The organism is Devosia litorisediminis (assembly GCF_018334155.1).
GTDB classification, from domain to species: domain Bacteria; phylum Pseudomonadota; class Alphaproteobacteria; order Rhizobiales; family Devosiaceae; genus Devosia; species Devosia litorisediminis.
The window spans coordinates 1,323,433-1,345,406 of the sequence record NZ_JAGXTP010000001.1; the positions used below are offsets into that span (position 1 = coordinate 1,323,433).

The window sequence follows — 21,974 nt, forward strand, 5'->3', positions numbered from 1 at the left end:
ATGCCCACACGTACCAATAAGCCGCTGCGATACCGCCAGATCCATCTTGATTTCCACACTTCGGAGCACATTCCCGGCATCGGTTCGGCATTCGATGCGGAGGACTTCGTTTCGACCTTCAAGGCCGCTCATGTTGACTCGGTGACCATCTTCGCCAAGTGCCATCATGGCTGGTCCTATTACCCCACAAAGGTGGGCGAACAGCACCCGCAGCTGACGCGCGATCTGATGGGTGACATGGTCACGGCCCTGGTCGCGGCAGATATCGAGTGCCCGATCTACATCTCGGTGCAATGGGATGAGCGGAACGCGCGGCTACACCCCGAATGGCGCGCGCGCTCAGCGACCAAGAACCGCTTTGACCCCAGCCAGCTAGAGGCGGGCTGGCACACATTGTGCTTGAACCACAAGGCGTATCGAGACGAGTTGCTCGAGCAGGCGCGCGAGGTGGCGCGAAACTATCAGACGCCCGGTCTGTTTTTCGACATCGTGCTGACGCCCGATTGCGTTTGCGAGCAGTGTCTGGAGACGATGGCCGAGCAGGGGCTTGATGCCACCAAACACGCTGACCGCCTCAAAAAGGATGAGTGGGTCAATGAGGTGTTTCGCAGCGAGATGAGTGCTGCGCTTCGCGCGGAGTTTCCCGGACTGCGCGTCTTCTACAATTGTGGTCACATCCACAAGCAGGGACCGCAGCGCTTTGCGCCTTACAGCCATCTTGAACTGGAGAGCCTGCCGACCGGTGGCTGGGGGTATGACCACTTTCCCTCCAGTGCGCGCTATGCGGCGACGCTTGGGCTCGATTTCCTTGCCCATACCGGGAAGTTCCACACATCGTGGGGCGAGTTTGGCGGCTTCAAGCATCCAGACGCGCTTGAATATGAGACGGCGCAGATGGTGGCGCTTGGCTCCAAGTGTCTTGTGGGTGACCAGTTGCATCCCAACGGGGCGATCAACCCTGATACCTACGCGTCGATCGCCCCGGCCTATGCGCGGATCGAAAAGCTGGAGCCGTTTCTGGACGGGGCCAAGCAGATATCGGAAGTGGCCATTCTGTCGGCCGAGTACTTCCATCCGGTTGGCGACCGCAACAACCATGCTGACGATGGCGCAGCGCAGATGTTGCTTGAGCTGAAACGGCCTTTTGATGTGATTGATCCAAGCGCGGATTTTGGCAGTTATCGGGTGATCATCCTGCCTGACACGGTCCCGGTGGATAGCGTGCTGGCTCACCGGCTTGATGGCTATCTAAAGCAAGGCGGCAAGCTGCTGCTGTCAGGGTGTTCGGCTCTTGGTGCCGATGGCGAATTCGCTGTGCCGACAGGCGTACGTAGTGGTGGCGAAGTTGGTTTCGAGCCGTCCTACCTCAGGGCTGGCAAGGCGCTTGATGCAAGCATGACCGAAACGCCGTTCGTCGTTTATGGGACCGCACAGGAGATCGAGTCTCAAGGAGCGCAGGTGCTGGCCGATGTTGTTCGCCCCTATTTCAACCGCACCTATCAGCACTTCTCATCTCACGCCCATGCGCCGGATGATCCGGATGCCAAGCCGCTTGGTGCAGGTGTGACGCTGCATAACGGCGTGGGCTATGTGGCCTATCCAATCTTCTCGATCTACCACGCCATGGGGCAGCCACTGTACAAATATGTCGTGCGTGGGCTTCTGGACAAGTTGCTGCCAGACCCCGCATTGCTGACCGACTTGCCATCGGCGGGTCGGGCCACACTGGTGCGGCAGGCCGAGCACGGACGGCACATGGTGCACTTGCTTTACGGTCCTCCCCAGGTGCGGGGCAAGGCCGTCCCCACCGATGAGGGGAGCCGCGTCATGGAGATGATCGAGGATATTCCAGCCATTGGACCGGTTTCGGTCCGCGTGCGCCTGCAAGAACGGCCAGGTCGCGCCTACGAAGCACTATCCGGTGCTGAGTTGCCCATCACGGATTTCGGCGACGGGTACTATGGCGTGTCCGTGGAAAAGCTGAAAATCCATACCGCGGTTGTGTTTGAGGATCGCGCCTAGAACGACTTTGGTTTGGCTTGCGGCAGTGACAGTCAGGCCAAACCATGACTATGCAGAAAGAAGGCGCCCGACTGCACGAGTATGGGGGCATTCATGCGGAACCAGTAGAGTTATGACAGAGATCAGCACCAAGCCCCGACCCGCCACCATTGTCGACGTCGCCCGCGAGGCTGGCGTGGCGGTTGGTACGGTGTCGCGCTACATTAATGGCTTGCCAATCCGGGGCGGCAATCGCGAGCGGATAGCCAAGGTCATCGATGATCTGGGCTATCGGCGGAATAGTGCTGCAGCCTCGATAAAGACCAAGACCACCCACATCGTTGGTATGCTGGTGCCTGCAGTCAGTGAGTTCCACGCGGCTTTGCTGGACCAACTGGCGCGCCGTATGCGCCAGACTGGGCGAGCCGTTGTGTGTTTCTGCCACGACACCGAGCCAGAGGCCATTGTTGATGGTCTGGAGTTCTTTGCGGGTCACCGTGTCGACGCGGTGGTGATGGATGGCAATGAAGAATTGCGGCAGCGCCTGGCGCCGTACATTGAGCAGGGCATGCTCGTGGTTCTGTACGACAATGACCTGCCAAACCTGGCGGCTGACCGGGTGTTTGTGGACAATCGCCGGAGCAGCAGACGGCTGGTGGACCACCTGCTGGACCTGGGTCACGAGCGCGTTGCCATTATTCACGGCAATTTGCGCGACTCCGTCGGCCGCGATCGCCTTGAAGGCTATCGAGACGCGCTCAAGGCCCATGGCGTGCGGGAGTACCCCGAACTGGTGATGGACGGGGGCTGGAGCGACCAGCGCGGCTATAGCAGCATGGGCGATCTGATGAGCCTGCCTGAGCCCCCAACGGCCGTGTTTGGTGCCAATTACAATATGAGCATTGGCGCATTGCGCTGGTTGCGCGAGCACGACATGACCATTCCCGATGATATTTCGCTGGTGAGCTTTGACGACGTTCCGGCGTTCTCGGTGCACCAGCCCGGCATTACGGCGGTCGGGCAGCCGGTTGAGAAAATCGCGGAGTCCATCGTGTCTGTTCTGGCCGAGCGGCTGGGCCAAAATGATCCGCTGGGCAAGCGAACAGTGCGCATTGATGCAAACATCATACTGAGAGGCTCGACCCGCCGTTTGAGCCCTTAGCGAGCCGCCCGAGGAGGCAAGAGAATGGCCGATGTGGTCCTGAGCAATGTCGACAAGTCCTACGGTGCCCTCGAGGTGATCGGGGGGCTCAATCTGAGCATAGAGGACGGCTCATTCACCGTATTTGTCGGACCCTCAGGCTGCGGGAAATCCACGCTGTTGCGGATGATTGCCGGGTTGGAGCCAATTTCAGGCGGTGAGGTGCAGATTGGTGGTCGACGGGTCAACGAGGCCGAGCCGATCGAGCGTGGCGTTGCCATGGTGTTTCAGAACTATGCGCTCTATCCGCATATGAGCGTGGAACAGAATATCGGGTTTTCCCTGCGGATGGCTGGGCTCAACCGGTCCCAGATAGCAACCCGGGTGGCCGCAGCAGCGGCGAGCCTGCAGCTCGAGCCATTGATGAAGCGCAAGCCGGCAGAATTATCCGGCGGCCAGCGGCAGCGTGTGGCGATCGGGCGGGCGATTGTACGCAATCCCGAAGTATTCCTGTTCGACGAGCCATTGAGCAATCTGGACGCTGAACTGCGCGTCTCTATGCGCGTTGAGATCGCCAAGCTGCACCGGCAGTTGGGATCAACCATGATCTACGTGACCCATGACCAGACCGAGGCCATGACACTTGCGGACAAGATCGTGGTGATGCGGGCGGGAAAGATCGAGCAGGAAGGCACCCCAGAGGCCCTCTACGAGGATCCGGTGAACATGTTTGTCGCCGGGTTCATTGGATCGCCGCGGATGAATTTCCTGCCGGGTACGGCAGGAGATGGCCAGGTGACGCTGGCAGACGGCACGCGCTTTGCCGTTGCCGGGCTCGCAGCAAAGGGCTCGGTTACGCTCGGGATCCGGCCAGAGCATTTTGTCGTCGCGCAGGGCGGCGAAACGCCCATGGAAATGGTTGTTGACGTGGTCGAGAACCTCGGTGGGACCCGGTTTCTTTATGGTGCGCTAGCCTCGGGGGAAGCCCTGGTCATTGAGGCCCGTGATCAGGCCGGCATTCGCTCGGGGGACAAGGTGGCCATTGGCGTCCAACCCGACAGAGCCTTTGCCTTTGACGGTGACGGCAATCGGCTACGCGCAAACAGCTAAAGACCATTGGAGACTATGATGAGTGATCTTGAGCTCTGGTACAAAACACCAGCGGCGGAGTGGACCGATGCCTTGCCCCTGGGCAATGGCCGCCTGGGCGCCATGGTATTTGGCGGCGTTCCGCGCGACGAGTTTCAGCTCAATGAGGACACGCTGTGGAGCGGCGGGCCATATCAGCCAGCCAATCAGGACGCACGGGCTCATCTGGACACTGTTCGGGAGCACATATTTGCTGGCCGATACGCGCAAGCGCAGTCCTTGGCCAACCAGCACCTGATGGGACGTCCCTATCTGGAAATGTCCTATCAGCCGGCGGGCCATCTCTATCTGGATGTGGCCCACGATGCGCTGTTTGAGAATTACCGGCGCTCGCTGGATCTCGACACGGCAGTGACGCGCACGGTCTACCAATCGGACGGCGTGGCATTCAGGCGTGATGCCTTCGTATCGGCGGCCGATGGGCTATTGGTTGTGCGGATCTCCGCTGATGCGCCGGGAGCCGTCAATGTCGGTGTGGAATTGACCAGCCCGCAGCATGGGATCTCGTCGGCTGACCCGGATGGTATTGTGCGGTTCGCCGGGCATAACCGAAGCGAACATGGCGTTGATGGCGCTTTGCGGTTTGCGATGCGAGCCAAGGTGCAAGCGGAGGGTGGCACAAAGTCAGTGGTCGGCGCCCAATTGCGCGTAAGCGATGCAGACTCCGTGTTGATCCTGCTCGACATCGCCACCAGCTTTGTGCGCTACGACGACGTCTCGGGTGATCCTGAGATGTCGATTGATGCCCGCATGGATGCCGCGGGAGGTAAGAGCTTCGATACGTTGCTCAGGGCCCATATTGCCGAGCATCAGTGCCTGTTCCGGCGCATGGGCATAGATCTGGGGCGCACTGAATCCGCCGACCTGCCGACCAATGAACGTATTGCCGGTTTTGCTGAAGGGGACGATCCCGCTCTGGCGTCGCTCTACGTCCAGTATGGCCGGTATTTGATGATTACCAGCAGTCGCCCCGGAACCCAGCCGTCAACCTTGCAGGGTATCTGGAACAAGGAAACCCGGCCGCCCTGGGGCAGCAAATACACCACCAATATCAACCTGCAGATGAACTACTGGTTGCCCGATCGCGCCAATCTGGCGGCGTGTTTTGAGCCGGTACTGGCGTTGCTGGAGGATATTGCAGTCACCGGGCAGGTGATGGCGCAGAGCCATTATGGGGCGCGTGGCTGGGTACTGCACCACAATACTGATCTGTGGCGGGCGACGGGACCGGTCGATGGTGCTCAGTGGGGGCTGTGGCCTACAGGCGGCGCGTGGATTTGCGCGCAGGCCTGGGAACATGTCGCCTATGAGGGTTTTCCAGCTAAATTGGTAACGCGCCTGTATCCAATTCTTAAAGGCGCCGCTGAATTTTTCGTCGACACGCTTGTCGAGTTGCCGGGCACCAGTCACCTCGTGACCAATCCTTCGCTGTCGCCTGAAAATGTCCATCCGATGGGCGCGTCGATCTGTGCAGGACCCGCAATGGACAGTCAGATCTTGCGCGATCTTTTCGACGCAACAATCGCAGCAGCGGGGCGGCTTGGCGTTGATCGGGAGTTGGTCGAGACCCTTGGAGCGACACGTGACAGGCTACCGGAAGACCGGATCGGTGCGGCAGGGCAATTGCAGGAGTGGCTGGAGGATTGGGATATGGATGTGCCCGAGATTCACCATCGCCACGTCTCCCACCTTTACGGGCTTTATCCGAGCCACCAGATCACTGCGGAAGAGACCCCCGCACTGTTTGACGCCGCGCGGCGGTCGCTGGAAATCCGAGGCGACGATGCCACGGGCTGGGGGATTGGCTGGCGGATCAATCTGTGGGCGCGCCTGCGCGATGGTGACCACGCTCATGATGTGTTGCGGCGACTGCTGCATCCCGAGCGCAGCTACACCAATCTGTTTGACGCGCATCCTCCGTTTCAGATCGATGGCAATTTTGGTGGAGCCGCCGGTATTCTCGAGATGATCGTGCAATCTTCTGAGAAGGGCATCCGGCTTCTGCCAGCTTTGCCTGGTTGCTGGCCTGCGGGAAGTCTGCAGGGCATGCGGGTTTATGGTGGCATCGAGCTTGATATGGCCTGGTCGCGGGGCAAGGTCACAGCGCTCTGTTTGACGTCGCAAGCTGACCGGGACGTGGTTGTCGCCGTTGGCGACGCGATGCAGACCTTCAAGCTGGCTGCGGGTGTCTCAACTGATTGCGTGATTGCCTGATTTCAGGATAGCGCCGGAGCGCGACTACTGCACCGTTGCGGTCGGCTGGCCTGTGACAATGATTGACGCAGATCAATAGGCGCCTGCTGCGGCGGTCTATGCTGTGCCTGCACAACGGCATCGGTTTGAACTGCGCTGATTGGCTCGGGACTGTCGATGCTGCCATGATCAATGCACCGAATTGGTGCTTGGTCGTGTTGCAGGAAAAGGTCCGCAGCGTTTGAACAAGCCATCTGCCCATGAGCGCGTATCTGAAGCAAACACCGGCGTGGTCACCGCCGTGCGTGGTAGCGTGGTGGATGTGCGGTTCGACGACCGCTTGCCCGGGATTCATTCGGTCTTGCGCATCGCGGCCACCCAGCCTGTTGTTCTTGAAGTTCTCGCGCAGCGCGACGCCCACCATGTGCGATGTATTGCTCTGACGCCCACACAGGGGCTGGCGCGGGGCATGAGCGTTGCTGACAGCGGCGGTCCCTTGCTCGCACCGGTCGGTAGGTCGGTTCTGTCGCGCATGTTTGACGTGCTGGGCAATGCGATTGACCGCAAACCCGCACCTGACGATGTGACCTGGCGATCCGTGCACAATGCACCGCCGCCGCTTTTGCAGCGGATCACCAAGGCTGAAGTCTTTGAGACCGGGATCAAGGTGATCGACGTTCTCGCGCCGCTGGAACGCGGTGGTAAGGCCGGGCTGTTTGGTGGGGCAGGGGTCGGCAAGACGGTGCTGCTGACCGAAATCATCCACAACATGATCGGCCATCACGGTGGCGTCAGCATTTTCTGCGGCATCGGCGAACGCTCCCGAGAGGGCGAGGATCTCTATCGGGAAATGGAGCAGGCTGGCGTTCTGGCCAATATGGTCATGCTGTTCGGGCAAATGAACGAACCGCCGGGCGCGCGTTTTCGGATTGGGCATGCTGCGCTGACCATGGCGGAGTACTTCCGCGACGACGAGCATCGCGACGTGCTCTTGCTGATCGACAACATATTCCGGTTTATCCAGGCGGGCTCGGAAGTGTCTGGATTGATGGGGCAGATGCCGTCGCGCCTTGGCTATCAGCCCACCATGGGGACTGAGTTGTCTGGTCTTGAGGAGCGTATCGCCAATACAGCGAGCGGTGCCATTACCTCGATCCAGGCTGTCTACGTGCCCGCCGATGATTTCACGGACCCTGCTGCCGTTCATACTTTTTCACATCTCTCAGCGTCGCTGGCGCTATCGCGCAAGCGGGCTAGTGAAGGGCTGTTTCCGGCGGTCGATCCCCTGCAATCGAATTCGAAGATGGCAACGCCGGGTATTCTGGGAGAGCGGCATTTCCAGCTCGCGCAGGCAATCCGGCGGACATTGGCGCAATATGCCGAGCTCAAGGACATCATTGCCATGCTGGGGCTGGAGCAGCTCTCGCCGGATGATCGCAAGATTGTTGCGCGGGCGCGTCGGCTGGAACGGTTCCTGACCCAACCTTTCTTCACCACCGAACAATTCACGGGCATCAAAGGCCGGCTCGTATCGCGCGCCGATGCTCTCGATGGCTGCGAGCGCATTCTGAACGACGAGTTCAAGGATTACCCCGAAAGCGCGCTGTACATGATCGGCGCTATCGATGAGGCCAAGGAGAAGTCCTCCGCCTCGACAGAGACTGCAGGGGGGATGCATGCGACTTAAAATCCTGCTGCCATTTGGAGTATTCGCCGATCTCGAAGCCGTTGAGCGCATCGTGGTCACGACAACGGCCGGTTCACTGGGCATTCTTCCCAACCGGCTGGACTGCGCTGCGGCCATTGTGCCGGGCATCGTGGAGTACCAAACCGCGGCCGACGGCGTCCGTTATGCCGCGCTTGATGAGGGCGTGATGATCAAGACCGGTCGCGAAGTGGTCATTTCCGTACGCCGCGCCTTTGCCGGTGATGGTCTTGATCTGCTGCAGGCGCAATTGGAGCGCGAGTTCCTGACCCAAACGGCGGCTGAACAGGAAGCCCGCGCCGTCTTGGCCAAACTTGAGAGCGGATTCCTGCACCGGTTTGTGGACGTCCGCCATGAATGACCCTGACCGGGACAAAGGCTCGGGGCCGACAGGATTTGTCGATCGTGTCGGGCGACAGGCCAGACGTCGCCTGAAAGTCCAGCGTGATGGCGAGCAGAACGTCTGGTTTGGCCTGGGCATGATGGGTTTGATCGGTTGGTCGATCGTGGTGCCAACCCTGCTTGGTGCCTTGTTAGGCCAGTGGCTGGACAGCCAGAGCGTGGGGGGGCGGTCATGGACGCTGGCCTTGCTGGTCGCCGGGCTGGTGCTGGGCTGCTTGAACGCGTGGCACTGGGTATCCAACCAAGACAGAACGATGCGCGAGGAGGACCGCAATGACCATGAGTGATGCAGCGCCTGCAATCCTGTCGGCTTTGGCCGGCGCAGCATTGGGCGCGGTGTTCTTTGTCGGGCTATGGTGGACAGTGCGGCAGCTGTTGACGGCGTCACAACCAGCCCTGCTGATGCTGGCCAGCATGCTGGGTCGGACGGGTCTGGTTTTGGGCGGGTTCTATCTGGTTGCCGACGGTTCCTGGCAACGTCTGTTGTTTTGCCTGGCGGGGTTTATCGTGGCTCGCATGGTGGTGACGAGACTACTGCCAATGGAAACGCCGGGCACCGCAGCGGGGCACCGCGATGCGGCTTAGTCCCGACGAACTGGTGCTCTGGACCGTGGCGGGCGTCTACATCAATGCGACGCTGGTGTGTACCTGGGTTCTCATGGCGGTGCTGGCTCTTGGCTCGTTTGTCGTGACCCGAACGCTGACGACAGGCGAAGAACGGTCAAACTGGCAGAACCTGCTCGAAATTCTGGTCACGGGAATTCTGGATCAGATCCGGGAAATCGGACTGGAGCACCCGCGCAAGTACCTGCCTTTTCTGGGCACGTTGTTCCTGTTCATTGCGGCATCGAGCCTGTCGAGTATCGTTCCGATGTTCGAGCCGCCAACGGGATCCCTGTCGACGACCTTTGCGCTGGCATTGTGCGTGTTTCTCGCCGTGCCGCTCTATGGCATTTCCGCGCGCGGTCTGGGGGGGTACCTCAAATCCTATATCGAGCCGACGGTGATCATGTTGCCGTTTAACGCCATCAGTGAAGTATCGCGCACCCTGGCACTGGCGGTGCGCCTGTTCGGCAACATGATGAGTGGGGCGATGATCGTCGGTATTCTGATCAGCATCACCCCTTTGCTGTTCCCCATCGTCATGACGGCGCTGGGACTGCTCACCGGCATGGTCCAGGCGTACATCTTCAGCATCCTGGCCGCGGTCTATATCGCAGCCGCAGCCAACCAACCTCAATCGTCAAAACAGCCACCGCCCGTCGCGTCCAACTTGGTCTAGGCGCACAGGAACGAAAGGACTTTTCCATGGACTATCTCGGTCTCGTCGCCATTGTCTCGATTGCCGTCGCAGGAATCACCACAGGGTTTGGCACCATGGCGCCCGCGCTGGCGGAAGGCCGCGCTGTCGCTACGGCGATGACGGCACTCGCCCAGCAACCCGATGCATCCCCGACCATTACCCGAACCCTGTTCGTTGGCCTGGCCATGATCGAGTCGACAGCCATCTACTGTTTTGTGGTTTCCATGATCTTGGTCTTTGCCAATCCGTTCTGGAATTATGCGCTGGCGATGGCTGCCGCCCAGGCAGCGGGGAACTAGCCGATGGAGATCGACTGGTTCACCATTGGTGCACAGATAGTCAACTTTCTGGTCCTGGTGTGGTTGCTTAAGCGGTTCCTCTACCAGCCCGTGCTCAACGCCATTGATCAACGCGAGAAGCGGATCGCAGCGGCCCTGGACGATGCAGCGTCAAGCAAGGCCGAGGCGGCCATTGAACGGGACGCGCTACAGGCCAAGAGTGCCGAGCTTGAGAATCAGCGGGCAGGCCTTCTCGCGCAGGCCGTCGCGGATGCGGATGCAGAGCGCACGCGCTTGTCCAACGCTGCTCGGGCCGAGGTTGAGACCACCAAGACGCAGCAACGTTCTGCTCTGGTTCTGGACGCTGCAAACCTGAGCGCGGAGATAGCCCGGCGAGCGCAGAACGAGGTATTTGCCATTTCGCGCAAGGCTCTGGCGGATTTGGCGGACGAGACGCTGGAGGCACAACTGACTGGCCTTTTTGTCCGCAAGCTAGAGGCCCTCGACAAGGCCGAAATGGCGGCCGTGGCACAAATGCTTACATCAACTCGGGCGCCAGCGGTGATCCGATCCGCCTTCGCGCTTACGAGCGCTCAGAAAGCCAGGATCGGCAAGGCATTCTCGGCAGCACTAGGTATCGACGCACAACTTGAGTTCGAGATCGACGCGGATCTGATCAGCGGCATTGAACTGGTCGGTGGTGGGCAAAAGCTGGCCTGGAGCGTGGCTGACTATCTCAAGACGCTGGAGAAGAGTGTCGGTGATTTGATGGGCCGCGATGCCTTGGGGACTGGAGGGGCGGCATGACGCTGCGTGCTCAAGCCTCCCGGTCAATTGATGTGTCAGCTGCCTTTGCCGCGCTGGCGGATGCGCGGAAGCGCTTCGTTCCGGATTTTTCGGCTCGCGAGATTGGGCGCATTATGCGGGTTTCAACAGGCATCGCATCAGTTTCCGGCCTGTTCAGCGTCGGCGCTGAAGAGATGCTGGCGTTTCCTGGCGGGGCTTTTGGCATTGCCTTCAATGTCGACGAGACCGAAATCGGCGTTGTGCTGCTGGACGATTATGCGCACCTGCATGCCGGCGATATGGTCGAACGCACGGGGCGGGTGATGGATGTCGCCGTTGGATCGGGCCTGTTGGGCCGGGTGATCGATCCACTGGGCCGTGCTGTCGACGGTCTGGGGCCGGTCATTGCGGACAAGCGTCTGCCCATTGAACGGCCTGCTGCGGCCATTATGGATCGGGCGGCGGTGTCGGAGCCCTTGCAGTCGGGTCTGAAGGTGATCGACGCGCTCATACCCATCGGACGTGGGCAGCGCGAACTGATCCTGGGTGATCGGCAGACTGGCAAGACCGCGATCGCCATCGACACCATTCTCAACCAGGCCGGCAAGGATGTGGTCTGCGTCTATTGCGCCATTGGTCAGCGCGCCGCCGGGGTCGCCGCGGTGATCCAGGAGCTGCGTGCCCATGGCGCCATGGAGTATACAAGCGTTGTGGTTGCAGAGGGTAACTCACCACCCGGGCAAATCTACATCGCGCCCTATGCCGCAACCAGTATTGCCGAGCATTTCATGGAGCAGGGCCGGGATGTGCTGATCGTCTATGACGACCTAACGCAACACGCGCGCGCCTACCGTGAACTGTCTTTGCTATTGCGGCGCCCGCCGGGACGTGAAGCCTTCCCTGGTGACATCTTCTATATTCATGCCCGGCTACTGGAACGCGCGACGCACCTGCGAGAGGGCCTTGGCGGCGGCTCGCTGACGGCGCTGCCCATTATCGAGACTGAAGCGCAAAATATTGCCGCGTATGTCCCAACCAATCTGATCTCCATCACTGATGGCCAGATCTACCTGTCGCCGTCTTTGTTCGAACTCGGTGTGCTGCCTGCGGTGGATGTGGGGCGGTCGGTGTCACGTGTTGGTGGCAAAGCGCAGCGTGCGGCCTTCAGGGCGGTCTCGGGTGATCTCAAGCTCGCTTATGCCCAGTTTGAGGAACTGGAGAGTTTCGCGCGCTTTGGTGCACGTCTGGACGCTGATACGCGAAAGACGATCGAGCACGGCGAACGCATTCGCGCCTGTCTCAAGCAGAATGAACTCAGTCCGGAGACAGTGCCGCAACAACTGACCATTTTACTCGCTTTGACGGCCGGCTTGCTTGATGCGGTGACTGTTGCCTCCATGGTCGAGGCACAAGATGCGCTGCGGGAAGCTGCGCGAGACATGCCGACGAATGTGGTCGCACGACTGGAAACGGCATCGCGCCTGAGCGCCGAAGACCGGGCAATTATCGTAGAGTTGGCGCGCACAGCTTTGCACAACTGGTCCGGGTCGCGCCTGGTCGGTTCGGTGCAATGAGCTCGACGATTGCAGGGCTGCGCAAGACGATCGACAGTGCCCAGGACCTGCACGCCGTTGTGCGCACCATGAAGGCGCTCGCCGCGTCCAGCATCATTGAATACGAGCAGTCGGTGCATGCGCTCGATGATTATTACCGGACGGTTCAACTGGGGCTGGGAGTTTGCATCCGCAATGGGGGCGACGCGGTGTTGCCATTGAAGCACCATCAGGGCGTTGCCGCTGTTGTGGTTTTTGGCTCGGATCAGGGATTGGTCGGTCGCTTCAATGACGCTGTCGCCCATCAGGCGATTTCGTCATTCGGTAATAGCCCGCATACGCGGTTCTGGGCTGTCGGAGAGCGGGCTTCTGAGCCGCTAAAGGATGCGGGCCTAACGGTGGATAGGCTGTTTGGGGTACCTGTGTCGGTCAGCGCAATTGGGTTGCTGGTCACAGAAATACTGGGGCACTACGAGGCAGCGTTCAGCCGTGGCGAGATCAATCAGTTGCATGTCGCCTATAACAAGGCCGGGTCTGGTGTGGCGTTCGCACCATTGGCCGAGAAGGTGCTGCCGCTTGATGAAAACTGGCGTAAGACGGTTAGCGCCTGTCCATGGCCATCGGGTACCTTGCCCGAAGAAATCGGCACAGGCCCCGCAACGTTAAGCGCTTTCGTGCGCGAATTTCTGTTCGTTTCGCTCTTTCGGGCCTGCGCGGCTTCGCTGGCGAGCGAAAATGCCAGTCGGCTTGCGGCGATGCAGCGTGCCGACAAAAATATCGACAGCTTGCTGGGTGAGCTCACCAGCCAGTTTCATCGAATGCGGCAGGATGGCATCGATGAAGAATTGTTCGACGTCGTCGCAGGCTATGAGGCGCTGAACGAGGGTTAGTCGCGCAGCGCCCGAGGGTCGACTAGCCGTGCATGCGATCAGCGCCATTGAAATAGGTGCGCGCGGCAGCCACGATCTGGGGATCAGTGGGATGGTCCATCGGCTGGTTGTCCCACACATTGGCCGCAATGGCCGGATGAGATTTTTCGAGAAAACGCATCAGTTCGATGCGGGCCTGTCCCGGGCCAGCGAGCAGAATGGCCTGCGCGCCCACCAGCGTATCGGCAATATCGGTCATGAAGGCAGGTTCGAGCGCGGTTTTTCCCAGTCCCAGGTGGTCTGCCTTTCGATGCACGTGATGGTTGGGGACGCCATTGTGCACGGCATCCTTTTCGATGTTCTGGGTGGTGAGATGGAAGATTTTGGCTTCCTGGTGATCGATCCAGACGGCTGCGTGATAGGTCATTGGTATTCCTTAAGGTGTTCAGTGGGTCGTCAGGATCGGCAGTCGCGTATGCTCGAGAATGGAGCGGGTTGCGCCACCTAGAACCAGTTCGCGCACACGGCTGTGGCCATAAGCGCCCATCACCAGCATGTCTGCGCCGGCTGCCAGCGCGGCAGCCTGCAATGTCTCGCCCACCGGGACGGTGCCGCGTGAGCGAGTCAGCAAGCGGGAGGCGATGCCGTGGTGACCCAGCCAATGGCTAAGAGCCATGGCGCTTTTGCCCTCGATTGCCTTGTCATCATCTACAACGACGATGCTGACATCCTTTGCGGCCTTGAGAAACGGCATGGCATCGCGAACAGCGCGCGCGGCGGCGCGACCGCCATCCCATGCGATGCAGACGCCAAATACTTCATCGGTGGCAGGCACCTCGATGTCGGGCACGATCAGGGCGGGACCGCCATTGGCAAAGACCAGATCGATGACCATGGCTTCCTGCTGGTCACTGCCGGGCGCGGCAAGAATGGTGAGATCGTTGGTGCGGGAGGGAACGATCCAGTTGTCGATCAGGTCCTCGGGGCGACACCGAATTCGCTGAATGGAAATTGGTTTTGCCAGTTCGTCGGCCTGTTGCTTGAGCCATTGCGCCATCACACCCGCGGTTGTCTTGCTGTCGGCTTCGGCGCGTTCTGACATGGCGGTCACATTGATTGCCATATCCGCCAGAACATTGCTGACGGGCGCGATATCGACCTCGTGTACCGAAGCGCAAAAACGTGCATCGATCCGTGCAGCGATTGCCATCCCCAAAGAGATTGCCTGCCGGGGCGTGGCATCTGGAAAGGTCGCTATTGGTAGAAAGCAATCGTAGCTCATGATGGAGTCGCTCCTCGTCCTTGATGGCAAGAGTATGGACCGTAGTGTCGTTGCGGCTGTTGACCGGGATCAATTTGAGCGCCGAATGCGCCACGGGGAATTGCCCTCAAGTTGCGCGAGATCAAGAACAAGGGCGTGTGGGCATGATCTGAGTTGGCATCGGAATTAGGACGAAGCTGCGTGGCTGTCATTACGCCCGCAATCGACCTTCAGGTCCCTCAAGGAGATTTTGCTATGCCTTATGATTTCAAGGACAAAGTTGCTGTCGTCACCGGCGCAGCTTCGGGTATCGGTGAAGCGATTGCCCAGCTTTTGGCGGCATCAGGCGCCAAAGTGCTGGTTGCCGACCTTAATGAGGATGGCGCCCGCAGCGTGGCCGAGTCGATCACCGCAAAGGGTGGTGTGGCCAAGGGTATTGCGGTCGATGTGAGTGATGCTGTCGAGGTGGAAGCCATGGTGGCAGCGGCGCAGCGCGAGTTTGGTGTACTGCATCTGGCGGTCAATAATGCAGGCATCTCCGGTGCAGCGGCGACAACGGGCGAGTATCCGCTCGACAGTTGGCACAAGGTTATCGCGACCAATCTGAACAGCGTGTTTTATGGCTTGCGATACCAGATCCCGGCCATCATTGCGTCGGGTGGCGGCTCCATCGTCAACATGGCCTCAATCCTCGGATCGGTCGCTTTCGCGACCGCGCCAGCGTATGTCGCGGCCAAGCATGGCGTCGTCGGGCTGACCAAGACTGCCGCCATCGAATATGCCAAGCACGGCATTCGCATCAACTCGATCGGCCCTGCATTTATCGACACCCCATTGTTGAGCAATCATCTCGATGCCGCGACACTGACCGCTATCGCCGGAATGCACCCGGTTGGTCGGCTGGGCACCTCCGCCGAAGTTGCCGCATTGACTGCGTTCCTGTTGTCCGAGGACGCCTCCTTTATCACCGGCAGCTATCATCTGGTGGATGGCGGATACACCGCGCAGTAGCGGGAGCGACCTGATCATGACCAAAGCACCACTGTACCGCATTGAGCTCGAACTTGCCCGCGAACCGGGTCACCCGCAGGGCGATCAGGCGCATAGCTATCGCCTGTATTTTCCGCTCACACCGGAGGGACACATCGATCCCTCCGCCTATCGCGACACGCCTGACTGGTGTCGCGTGGTCCGGCGCAGGCCGGGCGAGGAAGAGGCTCGTGGGCGCATTGTTCGGGGCCCCAACAATAGCTGGGTCTTCGATTACGTCGAGGAGACCACCACCGATGATGAGGTCGGGTTCAGGCTCGCAGAGGAACGCTTCGTGTTGGGCGAGTACATATCGATCCGCGAGGATGACGGCAAAATGCACGTATTTCGTGTTATTTCCGTTCGACCGGACTGATCGTCTGTTGCCGACGTTCAGTCGCACCCCCACCAGAGTAGCGCCGGATTTTTTGATGACGAACACGAGCCTGAACCATGCCTTGGCCCCTCGATCCGTCGCGCTGATCGGGGCGTCTAAACGCCCCGGTTCGCTCGGTGCGCTGGTGCTGTCCAATATCCTGACTAGCGGCTTTAGCGGCGCGGTCTATCCGGTCAATCCAAAATATACCGAACTGGGCGGCTTGCCGTGTGTGGCGCGGGTGGGGGACCTGCCTGCGGTCCCCGACCTGTGTGTCATCGCAACGCCGGCGCACACGATTCCGGATTTGATTGCCGAAATCGGCGCTGCCGGCGGACGCTCCGTGGTCATCATTACAGCGGGTATCGGCAAGGAGGATGATTTGCGCGAGCGCATGTTGGCAGCAGCTGCCGAACATGGCGTCAGGATCATTGGACCCAATACCATTGGACTGCTGGCGCCTCTGGTCGGGCTTAACGCGAGTTTCACCCATATTCCCGCCCGTCCGGGATCGCTAGCACTACTGTCGCAATCCGGCGCGATCATTTCCTCGGTCATTGACTGGGCGGAGGCCGAGGGCATCGGTTTTTCCCAGATCGTGTCGCTGGGTGACATGGCCGATCTTGATGTCAGCGACTTTCTGAGTGTGCTGGCGGAAGACGCCAATACGTCGGCGATTTTGATGTATCTGGAGTCCATTCCCGACGCGTCCAGGTTTATGGCGGCGGCGCAAGCGGCCGCGCGACGCAAGCCGGTCATCGCGATTAAACCAGGGCGCCACGAGGCGGCTGCGCGTGCTGCCCAAACCCATACCGGGGCTCTGGCCGGCGCGGACAGTGTGGTGGATGCTGCGCTGCGTCGTGCGGGGGTCATACGCGTGCAGCATCTTGAGGACCTGTTCTCAGCGGCCGAAATCTGTGCGCGCTTTGCGCCATTGGAGCGCGGTCGGGTTGGTATCGTAACCAATGGCGGTGGGGCTGGCGTACTGGCAATTGACGAGTTGATCGATCGTGGGTGCGAAATTGCCGAGCTGTCGCAAGAAACGCTATCGACCCTGGAACAGGTCCTGCCGGCCAATTGGTCGCGCGCCAACCCGGTGGATATTATCGGGGATGCCAAAGCAGAGCGCTACGTCGCAGCTCTGCGCGCAGTTGCTGCGGATCCTGGGGTCGACGTGGTCCTGGCGATGAATTGCCCGACGGCGCTCGCTGCGCCCAGCGATGCCGCGCAAGGCGTGGTATCGGTGGTTGAGCACGGCCTGATCAATGGCAAGCCGGTGTTGGCAACATGGCTCGGAGAGCACGCTGCTGCCGGTGCCCGCAACCTACTCAACGGGGCAGGCGTGGCCACCGTGAACACACCATCAAAAGCCGCTGATGCCGTTGAAATGCTGACCCGATGGCACCGCGCCAGCCTGTTGCTGCAGCGCGTTTCGACAGATTTGGTTGGTTCGGATGATCGGGCCAGCGCGGCCGCCGTTTTGGAGGGAGCCGCGAGACAGTGCCGCAGCATGCTGACTGAACCCGAAGCCGAAACCGTTCTGGCGGCCTATGGCATTGCCGTGCCGCACACCATGACAGTGCTGCGTGTCGACGATGTTGGGGAGGCGGCGACGCAGTTGCTGGCTGGCGGTGGGCAGGTTGCCGTCAAAATGCTGTCCTCCACGCTGACCCACAAGTCTGATCTGGGCGGTGTCGTCCTCGGTCTTGCTTCTGCAAAGGAGGCCGTTGCTGCTGCGCATGGAATTGCCGACAGGCTCGCCGATCTCGGGGTTGGCGCCGAACTGGAAGGATTCAGCATTCAGGAGATGATTGTCCGGCCCCGCGCCGAGGAGCTTTTGATCGGTATTACCACAGATCCGGTATTCGGACCGGTGCTGATGTTCGGGGCAGGGGGTGTTTCGGTCGAGGTGGTGCGCGATACCACCATGGAGCTGCTACCGGTGGACCGTGCACTGGCAGCGGACATGATTGATCGCACACGCGTCAGTGCTTTGCTGGCGGGCTATCGCGACAGGCCGGCGGCGGATCGCGATGCGATTGTCCTTGTGCTGATGGCTGTGTCGCGGCTGGTCACGGATTTTCCGCAGATCACTGCGATCGATATCAATCCGGTGCTGGCCGATGCAGACGGCGCTGTCGCACTCGATGCCCGGATCGAGCTCAACCTCGACGCCGATCCACCACGCTGATTCTCCAGTGGGCCGCTGAGTTGATTTGGGTCAAGGCGTCGCGGGCACTTCTGCTGCATGGTTCCGGTATCGATAGATAGCGGGACGGGACGCATGAATTTCCTTGGGTTGACCGCAGGCTACAATTTTATCACCTCAAGCAATCGCTCTTGGTCACCACTCATCTTGCCGCCCGGGTGTGGGCATGGGTGAGGCACAGCGAGACCACTATCTGCTTGCGATCAATGCTGGTTCGTCGAGCCTGAAGTTCGCCGTCTTTCGGCAGATAGACCTTGTCCAAACGGCCGGTGGCGCAGTCAATCGTATTGGACAGTCTGATAGCCGGCTGACAATTGATGGAGGTGACATTGGTCCCGTATCATCAGCCACCCATGCTGAAGCCGTTGAACACGCGCTGGCCTGGATAGACCGGGCCTTTGGCATTGGGTCCCTGGTGGCCATCGGGCATCGCATTGTGCATGGCGGTGCCGCCTACCGTGAACATTGTGTGGTCGATGATGCCGTCATTGCCGAGCTTGAACGCATCGTCGACTACGCACCCGAGCATTTGCCGTCAGAGATTGCGATTGTCAGTCTGTGTCGCGCGCGGTTCCCGAACGTGCCGCAAATTGCGTGTTTTGATACCGTTTTCCATCGGGACATGCCGCTTGTCGCCAGACAATTATCAATACCGCGTCGGTTCGCTGAAGTCGGCGTTGAACGGTATGGTTTTCATGGGCTTTCTTGTAGCTACGTGCTTGAGGTTTTGAACAGGCTCGACCCTGATCGCGCACGAGGCCGGGTCGTTCTGGCCCATATCGGCAATGGGGTCAGCCTGACCGCAGTGCGTGCTGGCCGCAGCATTGATACAACGATGGGGTTTACGCCTGCAGCGGGCGTTCCCATGGGAACCCGTAGCGGTGACATCGACCCTGGACTGGTCCGCTATCTGACCAAGACGGAGCGGCTGGACGCAGACGCATTCGACCATCTGGTCAATCACCAATCGGGCCTGCTCGGCATGTCGGAAATCAGCGCCGATGTGCGCATCCTGCTGGACGCAGAGACGCAGGATCGCCGGGCAGCAGAGGCGCTTGGTGTCTATTGCTATCGCATTCGGCAAGCCATTGGCGCTCTCGCTGCAAGCCTCGGCGGTCTTGATGCGCTCGTCTTTACAGGCGGTGTTGGGGAGAATGCTGCTGTTATTCGCGAGCGCGTCTGTGCCGAGCTTGAGTTTCTTGGAATCGCACTCGATCCCACCAGCAACCAGGCCAATGCCATCACCATTTCGACCGATACTGCCCGTGTCGGCGTACACGTTATTCCGACGGACGAGGAAGCGGTTATCGCCGCGGCCGTTATCCGATTGCTCAAGCAGGAGACTTTCGCGTCATGACCAACCCACTCTCAGCTGACCTGCTAGCCCGTATGGACGCCTATTGGCGTGCTGCAAACTACCTTTCGGTGGGACAGATCTATCTGCGCGACAATCCTCTGCTGCGCGAGAAACTGACGCTGGATCACGTCAAGCCACGGCTGCTTGGGCACTGGGGGACGACGCCGGGGCTGAATTTTATCTATGCCCATCTCAATCGCGTCATCAAGGAGCGCGACCTGGACATGATTTACGTCACCGGGCCAGGGCACGGCGGCCCAGGGCTGGTAGCCAACACCTATCTTGAGGGCACCTATAGCGAGTTCTATCCCGAGATTGGGGAGGATGAGGCTGGCCTTGCCAAGCTGGTCCGGCAGTTTTCCTGGCCCGGTGGCATTCCCAGTCATGTGGCTGCGGAAACGCCCGGGTCGATCAATGAGGGAGGCGAGCTGGGTTATTCACTGATGCATGCCTATGGGGCGGCGTTTGACAACCCGGAGTTGATCGTGACCTGCGTCGTGGGTGACGGGGAAGCAGAGACCGGTGCTCTAGCGACCAGTTGGCATTCCAACAAGTTTCTCAACCCGGCGCGTGATGGCGCAGTGCTGCCAATTCTGCACCTGAACGGCTATAAGATCGCCAGTCCCACCATACTTGCCCGGATCAGCCATGACGAACTTGATGCGTTACTGCGTGGTTACGGGTATGCGCCCCATTTTGTCGAGGGCCACGATCCCGAGCTGATGCATCAGGCCATGGCATCGGCCATGGATAAGGTGATGGACGAGATTGCGGCCATTCAGCTCGCAGCACGCAGTGGGGTGGAGGTGCAGCGACCGGCCTGGCCGATGATTGTGTTGCGCTCGCCCAAGGGCTGGACCGGACCCAAGGAAGTGGATGGTAATCCAACCGAGGACTCCTGGCGTTCCCATCAGGTTCCTCTGTCCAAGCTTGCCGAGGTTCCCGGCCATCTCAAGGTGCTTGAGGACTGGCTACTCAGCTATCGCGCTGAAGAACTTTTTGATGATGCAGGTAAGCTCCTCCCTGAATTGGCCGCGTTGGCGCCGAGCGGCAACCGCCGCATGGGCGCCAATCCGCATGCCAATGGCGGACTGCTGCTCAAGGATCTGAAGCTACCTGATTTCCGCGATTATGCGCTTGATGTGCCATCGCCTGGAGCTGTCGAGGGCGAGTCGACGCGCGTCGCCGGGGCGTTTTTGCGCGACGTGTTGACGCTCAACGATGGCGCGCAGAATTTTCGGGTATTCGGTCCCGATGAGACGCAGTCAAACCGGCTCGGGGCTGTGTTTGAAGTGACCGACCGGGTCTTCATGGGAGACCTGATCGAGACGGACCGACAGATTTCACGGGATGGCCGCGTAATGGAAGTGCTCAGCGAGCACCTCTGTCAGGGATGGCTGGAGGGATATCTGCTTACGGGCCGGCACGGATTTTTCTCGTGCTACGAGGCTTTTATCCATGTGGTGGATTCGATGTTCAATCAGCACGCCAAATGGCTCAACGTTTCCAAGAGCGTGCCGTGGCGTAAACCGATTGCCTCGTTGACCTATCTGTTGACGTCGCATGTATGGCGTCAGGACCATAACGGGTTCAGCCATCAGGATCCGGGCTTCATCGATCACGTCATGAACAAGAAGGCTGGTGTGGTGCGGGTCTATATGCCGCCCGACGCCAATACGCTGCTATCGGTCGTCGATCATTGTCTGCGCAGTCGTGACTACATTAATGTGATCGTGGCGGGAAAGCAGCCCGAGCCGCAATGGCTGGACGGCCCTGCTGCTGAGGCGCATTGCGCTGCCGGACTGGGCGTCTGGGAATGGGCCTCAAATTGCGGCACTGAAGAACCTGATGCCGTTGTGGCATGTGCCGGGGATGTGCCGACGATGGAAGCCCTGGCGGCGGTAGCGCTATTGCGAGAGCAAGCGCCCGATATCAAGCTGCGCTTCGTCAATGTGGTTGATCTGATGGCGCTGCAGCCACCCAGCATCCATCCGCATGGCATTGATGATGCAGCGTTTGATGCCATGTTTACAACCGACAAGCCGGTGATTTTCGTTCATCACGGCTATCCAGCCCTGATCCACCGACTGACTTATCGGCGGAGCAATCATGACAATTTCCACGTCCATGGATTTCAGGAGGAGGGGACGACCACCACACCTTTTGACATGGCTGTGCTCAACCAGATTGACCGGTTTCATGTCGCCAAGGACGTGATTGACCGCGTGCCACGTCTGGCAGACCGACGTGAGGCATTTGCGGATCTGGTTGCCAGCAGGCTTGCGGAACACAACGACTATATTCGTGAGAACGGCGAGGACTTACCGGAAATCCGCAACTGGGTCTGGCCTGGTTAGAGGGC

20 protein-coding genes are annotated in these 21,974 nt (G+C 59.9%); 18 read left to right on the top strand and 2 right to left on the bottom strand.

The genetic code is table 11. The annotated features are described in order from the left end of the window. From KD146_RS06360 to KD146_RS06420, 13 genes are all read left to right on the top strand, one after another. Positions 1-2,022 carry an alpha-amylase family protein gene (locus KD146_RS06360; RefSeq protein ID WP_212657872.1) on the top strand — a complete coding sequence of 674 codons (2,022 nt, stop codon included), beginning with the start codon at positions 1-3 and terminating at the stop codon, positions 2,020-2,022. A gap of 112 nt (positions 2,023-2,134) precedes the next feature. After that, positions 2,135-3,163 (top strand): LacI family DNA-binding transcriptional regulator, encoded by a 1,029-nt coding sequence (locus KD146_RS06365; protein WP_212657873.1) that lies wholly within the window; start codon positions 2,135-2,137, stop codon positions 3,161-3,163. Between the two features lie 24 nt (positions 3,164-3,187). Next, positions 3,188-4,252 carry an ABC transporter ATP-binding protein gene (locus KD146_RS06370; RefSeq protein ID WP_212657874.1) on the top strand — a complete coding sequence of 355 codons (1,065 nt, stop codon included), beginning with the start codon at positions 3,188-3,190 and terminating at the stop codon, positions 4,250-4,252. Between the two features lie 18 nt (positions 4,253-4,270). Continuing rightward, positions 4,271-6,505, top strand: a complete 2,235-nt coding sequence (locus tag KD146_RS06375) for a glycoside hydrolase family 95 protein (RefSeq protein WP_212657875.1) — start codon at positions 4,271-4,273, stop codon at positions 6,503-6,505. A 220-nt stretch (positions 6,506-6,725) separates the two neighbouring features. Beyond that, on the top strand, positions 6,726-8,171 hold the full coding sequence (gene atpD / locus KD146_RS06380; RefSeq protein WP_212657876.1) for a F0F1 ATP synthase subunit beta: 1,446 nt from the start codon (positions 6,726-6,728) through the stop codon (positions 8,169-8,171). Further along, on the top strand, positions 8,161-8,550 hold the full coding sequence (locus KD146_RS06385; RefSeq protein ID WP_212657877.1) for a F0F1 ATP synthase subunit epsilon: 390 nt from the start codon (positions 8,161-8,163) through the stop codon (positions 8,548-8,550). Before atpD ends, KD146_RS06385 begins: the two co-directional genes overlap by 11 nt. After that, positions 8,543-8,878, top strand: a complete 336-nt coding sequence (locus KD146_RS06390; protein WP_212657878.1) for an AtpZ/AtpI family protein — start codon at positions 8,543-8,545, stop codon at positions 8,876-8,878. Before KD146_RS06385 ends, KD146_RS06390 begins: the two co-directional genes overlap by 8 nt. Continuing rightward, on the top strand, positions 8,865-9,176 hold the full coding sequence (locus KD146_RS06395) for an ATP synthase subunit I (protein ID WP_212657879.1): 312 nt from the start codon (positions 8,865-8,867) through the stop codon (positions 9,174-9,176). Before KD146_RS06390 ends, KD146_RS06395 begins: the two co-directional genes overlap by 14 nt. Further along, positions 9,166-9,873 (top strand): F0F1 ATP synthase subunit A, encoded by a 708-nt coding sequence (locus KD146_RS06400; protein ID WP_212657880.1) that lies wholly within the window; start codon positions 9,166-9,168, stop codon positions 9,871-9,873. Before KD146_RS06395 ends, KD146_RS06400 begins: the two co-directional genes overlap by 11 nt. A 26-nt stretch (positions 9,874-9,899) precedes the next feature. Further along, positions 9,900-10,193, top strand: a complete 294-nt coding sequence (locus KD146_RS06405) for a F0F1 ATP synthase subunit C (RefSeq protein WP_212657881.1) — start codon at positions 9,900-9,902, stop codon at positions 10,191-10,193. Positions 10,194-10,196: 3 nt separating this feature from the next. After that, on the top strand, positions 10,197-10,979 hold the full coding sequence (locus tag KD146_RS06410) for a F0F1 ATP synthase subunit delta (protein ID WP_212657882.1): 783 nt from the start codon (positions 10,197-10,199) through the stop codon (positions 10,977-10,979). Next, a complete protein-coding gene (locus tag KD146_RS06415; protein WP_212657883.1) occupies positions 10,976-12,532 on the top strand; it encodes an alternate F1F0 ATPase, F1 subunit alpha in 1,557 nt (518 codons plus the stop codon). Before KD146_RS06410 ends, KD146_RS06415 begins: the two co-directional genes overlap by 4 nt. Then, on the top strand, positions 12,529-13,401 hold the full coding sequence (locus KD146_RS06420) for a F0F1 ATP synthase subunit gamma (protein WP_212657884.1): 873 nt from the start codon (positions 12,529-12,531) through the stop codon (positions 13,399-13,401). The genes KD146_RS06415 and KD146_RS06420 overlap by 4 nt, the downstream gene beginning before the upstream one ends. Positions 13,402-13,423: 22 nt before the next feature. On the opposite strand, the gene KD146_RS06425 is transcribed toward KD146_RS06420, so the two are convergent. Together KD146_RS06425 and KD146_RS06430 are read right to left on the bottom strand one after the other, a co-directional pair. Then, the gene (locus KD146_RS06425) at positions 13,424-13,807 is read right to left on the bottom strand and encodes a hypothetical protein (RefSeq protein ID WP_212657885.1); all 384 of its coding nucleotides are present in this window, start codon (positions 13,805-13,807) and stop codon (positions 13,424-13,426) included. Between the two features lie 18 nt (positions 13,808-13,825). Further along, a complete protein-coding gene (locus KD146_RS06430; protein ID WP_212657886.1) occupies positions 13,826-14,662 on the bottom strand; it encodes a universal stress protein in 837 nt (278 codons plus the stop codon). A 234-nt stretch (positions 14,663-14,896) separates the two neighbouring features. Between KD146_RS06430 and KD146_RS06435 the strand changes: the two genes are divergently transcribed. The 5 genes from KD146_RS06435 to KD146_RS06455 all read left to right on the top strand — a co-directional run bounded on the left by KD146_RS06435 (position 14,897) and on the right by KD146_RS06455 (position 21,969). Then, positions 14,897-15,652 (top strand): SDR family NAD(P)-dependent oxidoreductase, encoded by a 756-nt coding sequence (locus KD146_RS06435; RefSeq protein WP_212657887.1) that lies wholly within the window; start codon positions 14,897-14,899, stop codon positions 15,650-15,652. Positions 15,653-15,668: 16 nt separating this feature from the next. Beyond that, positions 15,669-16,046, top strand: coding sequence for a hypothetical protein (locus KD146_RS06440; RefSeq protein WP_212657888.1), 378 nt, complete (start codon positions 15,669-15,671; stop codon positions 16,044-16,046). Next, positions 15,928-18,237 carry an acetate--CoA ligase family protein gene (locus KD146_RS06445; RefSeq protein ID WP_212657889.1) on the top strand — a complete coding sequence of 770 codons (2,310 nt, stop codon included), beginning with the start codon at positions 15,928-15,930 and terminating at the stop codon, positions 18,235-18,237. The genes KD146_RS06440 and KD146_RS06445 overlap by 119 nt, the downstream gene beginning before the upstream one ends. A 184-nt stretch (positions 18,238-18,421) precedes the next feature. Beyond that, a complete protein-coding gene (locus KD146_RS06450) occupies positions 18,422-19,612 on the top strand; it encodes an acetate/propionate family kinase (RefSeq protein WP_212657890.1) in 1,191 nt (396 codons plus the stop codon). Further along, complete coding sequence (locus tag KD146_RS06455) at positions 19,609-21,969, top strand: phosphoketolase family protein (RefSeq protein ID WP_212657891.1); 2,361 nt, start codon at positions 19,609-19,611, stop codon at positions 21,967-21,969. Before KD146_RS06450 ends, KD146_RS06455 begins: the two co-directional genes overlap by 4 nt. Positions 21,970-21,974: the final 5 nt, after the last annotated feature.